At 57.9% G+C, this 7,014-nt stretch carries 6 protein-coding genes; 2 read left to right on the forward strand and 4 right to left on the reverse strand.

The features are described from left to right. Positions 1-35 precede the first annotated feature (35 nt). The 4 genes from ACZ3HH_RS21340 to ACZ3HH_RS21355 form a co-directional block, all read right to left on the reverse strand. Positions 36-1,472, reverse strand: coding sequence for an NAD(P)(+) transhydrogenase (Re/Si-specific) subunit beta (locus tag ACZ3HH_RS21340; RefSeq protein ID WP_217857052.1), 1,437 nt, complete (start codon positions 1,470-1,472; stop codon positions 36-38). Beyond that, the gene (locus tag ACZ3HH_RS21345; protein ID WP_003187010.1) at positions 1,472-1,795 is read right to left on the reverse strand and encodes an NAD(P) transhydrogenase subunit alpha part 2; all 324 of its coding nucleotides are present in this window, start codon (positions 1,793-1,795) and stop codon (positions 1,472-1,474) included. Before ACZ3HH_RS21345 ends, ACZ3HH_RS21340 begins: the two co-directional genes overlap by 1 nt. Positions 1,796-1,810: 15 nt before the next feature. Beyond that, positions 1,811-2,932 (reverse strand): Re/Si-specific NAD(P)(+) transhydrogenase subunit alpha, encoded by a 1,122-nt coding sequence (locus tag ACZ3HH_RS21350; RefSeq protein ID WP_205888896.1) that lies wholly within the window; start codon positions 2,930-2,932, stop codon positions 1,811-1,813. A 435-nt stretch (positions 2,933-3,367) separates the two neighbouring features. Next, positions 3,368-4,267 (reverse strand): LysR family transcriptional regulator, encoded by a 900-nt coding sequence (locus ACZ3HH_RS21355; RefSeq protein ID WP_465807417.1) that lies wholly within the window; start codon positions 4,265-4,267, stop codon positions 3,368-3,370. Positions 4,268-4,424: 157 nt separating this feature from the next. Here ACZ3HH_RS21355 and ACZ3HH_RS21360 point away from each other — a divergent pair, with 157 nt between their 5' ends. Together ACZ3HH_RS21360 and ACZ3HH_RS21365 are read left to right on the forward strand one after the other, a co-directional pair. Then, positions 4,425-5,606, forward strand: coding sequence for an acyl-CoA dehydrogenase (locus ACZ3HH_RS21360; RefSeq protein WP_465807419.1), 1,182 nt, complete (start codon positions 4,425-4,427; stop codon positions 5,604-5,606). Between the two features lie 13 nt (positions 5,607-5,619). Continuing rightward, entirely contained in the window at positions 5,620-6,840 is a 1,221-nt protein-coding gene (locus tag ACZ3HH_RS21365; protein ID WP_465807421.1) for a CaiB/BaiF CoA transferase family protein, read from the forward strand. The last annotated feature ends 174 nt before the right edge of the window (positions 6,841-7,014 follow it).

The raw sequence follows: 7,014 nt of genomic DNA on the forward strand, positions 1-7,014 counted from the left end.
CCGACGAGTCGGGGCGTTCAGGTTGCCGAAGGGTATTACTCGACGGCTTTAACCATGTCTTCGATGACTTTCTTGGCATCGCCAAAAACCATCATGGTCTTGTCCAGGTAGAACAGTTCGTTGTCCAGACCGGCATAGCCGCTGGCCATCGAGCGCTTGTTGACGATGATGGTCTTGGCTTTGAACGCTTCCAGAATCGGCATGCCGGCAATCGGCGATTTCGGATCGTTCTTGGCCGCCGGGTTGACCACATCGTTGGCACCCAGCACCAGCACCACGTCGGCCTGACCGAACTCGGAGTTGATGTCTTCCATCTCGAACACCTGGTCGTAAGGCACTTCGGCCTCGGCCAGCAATACGTTCATGTGGCCAGGCATCCGACCCGCAACCGGGTGAATCGCATACTTCACGGTCACGCCGCGGTGAGTCAGCTTCTCGGTCAGCTCTTTCAATGCGTGCTGCGCGCGGGCAACCGCCAGGCCATAGCCCGGAACGATAATCACTGTGTCGGCGTTGGTCAGAAGGAAGGTCGCGTCGTCAGCCGAACCGGATTTCACCGGGCGGGCTTCTTTCGAGCCTGCCGGGCCGGCGGCATCTGCTGTGTTGCCGAAACCGCCGAGCAGCACGTTGAAGAACGAGCGGTTCATCGCCTTGCACATAATGTACGAGAGGATCGCACCGGACGAACCGACCAGCGAGCCGGCGATGATCAGCATCGAGTTGTTCAGCGAGAAGCCGATACCCGCTGCTGCCCAGCCGGAGTAACTGTTGAGCATCGACACCACGACAGGCATGTCGGCGCCGCCGATCGGGATGATGATCAGCACACCCATCACGAAGGCCAAGGCCAGCATCAGAGCAAACGCGCTTAGATTGCCGGTCAGCATGAAGGTGATGCCCAATGCCAGCGTCGCCAGACCCAACAGCAGGTTCAACTTGTGCTGGCCGCTGAACTGTACCGGTGCGCCCTGGAACAGACGGAACTTGTACTTGCCCGACAGCTTGCCGAACGCGATCACCGAACCGGAGAAGGTGATTGCACCGATGGCCGCGCCGAGGAACAGCTCCAGACGGTTGCCCGCCGGAATCGAATCACCCAGGTGTTTAACGATGCCCAGGGACTGCGGCTCGACCACTGCCGCGATAGCGATGAACACTGCGGCCATACCGATCATGCTGTGCATGAAGGCGACCAGTTCCGGCATCTTGGTCATTTCAACGCGTTTGGCCATGATCGAGCCGGCAGTGCCGCCGACCAACAGACCGACGATGACGTAACCGATACCAGCGGTGGCGAGCTCTGCACCCAGCTTATAAATGAGGCCCACGGTAGTGAGGATCGCCAACGCCATGCCGAGCATGCCGTAGACATTGCCGCGCCGCGACGTGGTTGGGTGCGACAGGCCTTTGAGGGCCTGGATGAAGCAGATCGACGCGATCAGGTAGAGCGTCGTTACCAGATTCATGCTCATTACTTGGGCGCCTCTTCTTTTACGGCTTTCGGGGCTTTTTTCTTGAACATCTCAAGCATCCTGCGGGTGACAAGGAAGCCACCAAATACGTTCACCGCCGCCAGAGCCACCGCCAGGGTGCCCATGGTCTTGCCCAGTGGTGTCACGGTCAAAGCCGCCGCCAGCATGGCGCCGACGATCACAATCGCCGAAATGGCGTTGGTCACCGCCATCAACGGTGTGTGCAGTGCAGGTGTAACGTTCCAGACCACGTGATAACCGACATAAATCGCCAGCACGAAGATGATCAGGTTGTAGATACCGGGGGAGATAAGCTCTTCCATCGTCTGAATCCCTGCTTAGGCGTTTTTGCGGATGACTTGGCCGTCGCGGCACATCAGGCACGCAGCGACGATGTCGTCTTCTAGGTTCACTTCGAACTGGCCTTCTTTGTTGAAGACCAGCTTCAGGAAGTCCAGCAGGTTGCGCGCATACAGTGCCGAAGCATCGGCCGCGACTGCGCCGGCCAGATTGGTCGGGCCGCAAATGGTCACGCCATTTTCGACGACCACCTGATCGGCCACGGTCAGCGGGCAGTTGCCGCCCTGGGCTGCCGCGAGGTCGATGACCACCGAGCCGGGCTTCATCTGCGCCACGGTTTCGGCACTCAACAGCGTCGGCGCCTTGCGGCCCGGAATCAGTGCGGTGGTGATGACGATGTCAGCCTGCTTGGCGCGTTCATGCACGGCCAGGGCCTGGCGCTGCATCCAGCTGGCCGGCATGGGGCGTGCGTAACCGCCGACACCGACGGCGCATTCGCGCTCTTCATCGGTTTCGTACGGCACATCGACGAATTTCGCACCCAGGGATTCAATCTGTTCTTTCACCGCAGGACGCACGTCGGACGCTTCGATGACTGCACCCAGACGTTTCGCCGTGGCAATCGCCTGCAAACCGGCTACACCAGCGCCGAGAATCAGCACGCGCGCCGCTTTCACGGTGCCCGCAGCGGTCATCAGCATCGGCATGAAGCGTGGATAGTAGTGGGCGGCCAACAACACGGATTTATAACCGGCAATGTTCGCCTGAGAGGACAGCACATCCAGGCTCTGGGCGCGGGAGGTGCGCGGTGCGGCTTCCAGCGCAAACGCAGTAATGCCGCACTCGGCCAGTTTGGCAATGGTTTCATTGCTGAACGGGTTGAGCATGCCCACCACTACGGTGCCGCTCTTGATCAGCGTCAGCTCGCTGTCGCTGGGGGCGACCACCTTGAGAATCAGCTCGGCGCCAAACGCATCATTGGCACTGCCAATGGTCGCGCCTGCCGCTTCATAAGCACTGTCGACAACGCTGGCATTAATACCGGCGCCGCTTTGCACAGTGACTTTATGACCCTGGCCGATCAGCTTCTTGATGGTTTCCGGGGTTGCAGCAACCCGTGTTTCACCCGTCTGGGTTTCGAGAGGAACACCAATGTGCACGTCAAATCTCCTGCGTGATCTTATTGAGTAAACCCAGGCACTTCGGATGGTGCGGCTGGGGCGGCCGATCAGCACGATCCCGCCAAAATCAGGGCGGGGCGCGGCATTTTGCAGGCGAACTTTGTGCCCTTCAAGGGATTATGACGGGTGACGGAAAATTAACTACAAGTCACCCCGTGACCGAATGTCGCACCGATCGGTGCAATCCCTTGCAGGCCGTGGCTTGTGAGGATTATGTCCAAAATTCCAGAATTTACACATCGGCCCGGTGAATGAGTTGTCATTGCCTACCAATAGAGGCTCAAGGCCACGTATTCAGGCCTTTGTAGGACGTTTGTGCTACTCCTCAGTACAGTCTGCCAATATGCGACAAATACTTACATCTGTAGTGCTTTTGTTTTCCTGACTACCGGGTCAGCTAATAAAGGGGAGCCTTTATCCTTCTAGGCTGTAGCTTTGTGCCTGATTCACCAGCCAATCGCGAAACGCCTTTAAAGAGGCTGATTCGACTTTTCGCTCGGGAATCATCAGGTAGTAGGCCTTAATGCTCGATAGTGCCTGGGCGTTGGCAATCACCAGGCGCTTCTCTGCCAATTCGCGCTGAATCAGGAACGGTGGAATCAGCGCGATCCCCATATCGTGCATCGCAGCTTGAGCAAGCATGGAGAATAGCTCGTAACGCGGCCCTGTCATGTCTCGCGGGATATTCAGGTTTTGAGAGTTGAACCACTGGCGCCAGGCATAAGGGCGTGTGGTCTGCTGAAGCAGGGGCAGTTCGGCGATTTCACTGGGGGTCAGGTTGGTTTTTTTTCCCAGTAACGTGGGGCTGCACACTGGCATCGGATTTTCGCCCATTAGCCTGTGGGATTCGGTACCCGACCAGTCGGCGTCGCCGAAATAGATCGCGGCATCGAATTCGGTGTCGGCAAACAGGAAGGGGCGGGTGCGGTTGGTGAGGTTAACCGTCACTTCCGGATGTTTGTGCTGAAAATCCTTGAGTCGCGGCAACAGCCATTGAGTGCCGAAGGTTGGTACCACCGCCAGCTCGATCACGTTGGCGCCTTGCTGGCCCATCACTGACAAGGTGTCCCGTTCGACCGCGTCGAGTTGGGTGGCCACTCGGCGGCTGTAGGAAAGCCCGGCCTCCGTCAGCTTCACTCCGCGCCGGGAGCGTCGGAACAGTTCGACGCTAAGGAACTCCTCCAGGCTGGCGATCTGTCGGCAAATCGCTCCCTGCGTGAGGGAAAGTTCCTGGGCGGCCTTGGTAAAGCTCTCGTGGCGCGCTGCCGCTTCAAAGCTGATCAGGGCAGTTGTACTGGGGATCTTCCGGCGCATGTACGTCAACCTCACTAATACATCGCATATAAGCTATTTTGCGACGTTACGGAGTGAGAAATTAGCACAACAGTATGCAAAATCCTCGTTTGTCGTGAAGCTAAACCCGGCCTAGGATCGGTCCACGTTATTTGACCCGATTCGAGAGGACTCACTCATGGGCGGTAAAGCTAGCTTCAACTGGATCGATCCCCTGCTGCTGGATCAACAGCTCACTGAAGAAGAACGCATGATTCGCGACACCGCTCAGCAATTCGCTCAGCAGAAGCTCGCGCCGCGCGTTCTCGAAGCTTTCCGTCATGAGAAGACCGACCCGGCGATCTTCCGCGAGATGGGGGAAGTGGGGCTGTTGGGTGCGACCATTCCTGAGCAATACGGTGGCAGCGGCCTTAACTACGTCAGTTACGGTCTGATTGCCCGTGAGGTCGAGCGTGTCGACTCCGGCTATCGCTCGATGATGAGCGTGCAGTCCTCGCTGGTCATGGTGCCGATCAACGAATTCGGTACCGAAGCACAGAAGCAGAAATACCTGCCGAAGTTGGCGTCGGGTGAATGGATCGGTTGCTTCGGTCTGACTGAGCCTGACCACGGTTCCGACCCGGGTGCGATGATTACTCGTGCACGCAAAGTGGAAGGCGGCTACAGCCTCACCGGCAGCAAAATGTGGATCACCAACAGCCCGATCGCCGATGTGTTCGTGGTTTGGGGCAAGGACGACGCGGGCGACATTCGTGGTTTTGTTCTGGAGAAGGGCTGGAAAGGTCTGAGCGCACCGGCGATTCACGGCAAGGTTGGCCTGCGTGCATCCATCACCGGCGAGATCGTCATGGACAGCGTATTTGTCCCTGAAGAGAACATCTTTCCGGATGTCCGGGGCTTGAAAGGTCCTTTTACCTGCCTTAACTCGGCGCGTTACGGCATTTCCTGGGGCGCACTGGGCGCTGCCGAGTTCTGCTGGCACACCGCTCGTCAGTACACCCTGGATCGTAAGCAGTTTGGTCGTCCATTGGCGGCCACACAGTTGATCCAGAAGAAGCTGGCTGACATGCAGACCGAAATCACCATGGCGCTGCAAGGCTGCCTGCGTCTGGGCCGTATGAAGGATGAAGGCACGGCTGCCGTCGAGATCACTTCGATGATGAAGCGCAACTCCTGTGGCAAATCCCTGGATATCGCCCGCATGGCGCGCGATATGCTGGGTGGCAACGGCATCTCCGATGAATTCGGTGTCGCTCGGCACCTGGTCAATCTGGAAGTGGTGAATACCTATGAAGGTACGCATGACGTCCATGCACTGATCCTCGGTCGCGCGCAGACCGGCATCCAGGCGTTCTATTAATAGGAGAACGGCCATGGGCGCGCTTTCGCATCTACGGGTACTGGATTTATCGCGGGTACTCGCCGGGCCTTGGGCCGGGCAGATCCTGGCGGACCTTGGCGCCGAAGTCATCAAAGTCGAGCGCCCGGGCAATGGCGATGACACGCGCGCCTGGGGGCCTCCGTTCCTTAAAGACGCCTATGGCGAGAACACCAGCGAGGCGGCCTATTACTTGTCCGCCAACCGCAACAAGCAATCCGTGACCATCGACTTCACACGGCCAGAAGGGCAGCAGCTTGTGCGTGAGTTGGCGGCGAAGTCGGACATCCTCATTGAGAACTTCAAGGTCGGTGGCCTAGCGGCTTATGGGCTGGACTATGAATCGCTCAAGGCGATTAATCCGAAGCTGATCTATTGCTCGATCACTGGATTCGGTCAGACAGGTCCATATGCCAAGCGTGCGGGTTATGACTTCATGATCCAAGGCTTGGGCGGTCTGATGAGTTTGACCGGTCGTCCCGAAGGAGATGAAGGTGCGGGCCCGGTGAAAGTCGGTGTGGCGCTGACAGATATTTTGACCGGGCTCTATTCCACGGTAGCGATCCTGGCAGCCTTGGCTCATCGGGATCAGGGCGGGGGCGGTCAGCATATAGATATGGCATTGCTGGATGTTCAGGTGGCTTGTCTGGCCAATCAGGCGATGAATTACCTGACTACAGGTAATGCGCCTAAACGCCTGGGCAACGCGCACCCGAATATCGTGCCTTATCAGGACTTTCCTACGGCCGATGGCGACTTCATCCTCACCGTGGGTAACGATGGGCAGTTCCGCAAGTTTGCGCAGGTGGCTGGTCAGCCGCAGTGGGCGGATGATCCGCGTTTTGCGACCAACAAATTGCGGGTGGCTAACCGGGCAGTATTGATTCCGCTGATCCGCCAGGCGACCGTGTTCAAGACTACTGCCGAATGGGTGGCGCAGCTGGAGCAGGCAGGCGTGCCATGCGGACCGATCAATGATCTGGCTCAGATGTTTGCCGATCCTCAGGTTCAGTCGCGTGGGTTGGCCATTGAGCTGCCTCATGCTTTGGCCGGGATGGTGCCGCAGGTTGCGAGCCCGATTCGTCTGTCCGAGACTCCGGTGGAGTACCGTAGTGCGCCTCCTTTGTTGGGTGAGCACACGCTGGAGGTTCTGCAGCGGGTGTTGGGTCTGGATGTCGGCGTCATTGCTGGGTTCAAGGCGTCTGGAGTGCTCTGAGCATTCCTTCTATATATAGCAGGGCTGGTTTTGCTCTCCTATATAGAGGGGAATGTGCAGTTTTCCGGCTTTCCGCAAGTTATTGATAGAAAAGCGTAATCAGGGGTTGACGGCAGATTCTGGAAGTCTATAATTCGCCCCACTTCCGGCGCAGTCGAAACGGAAAACTCCTTG

The sequence above is a fragment of the Pseudomonas sp. PME37.24/025 genome (assembly GCF_055556615.1).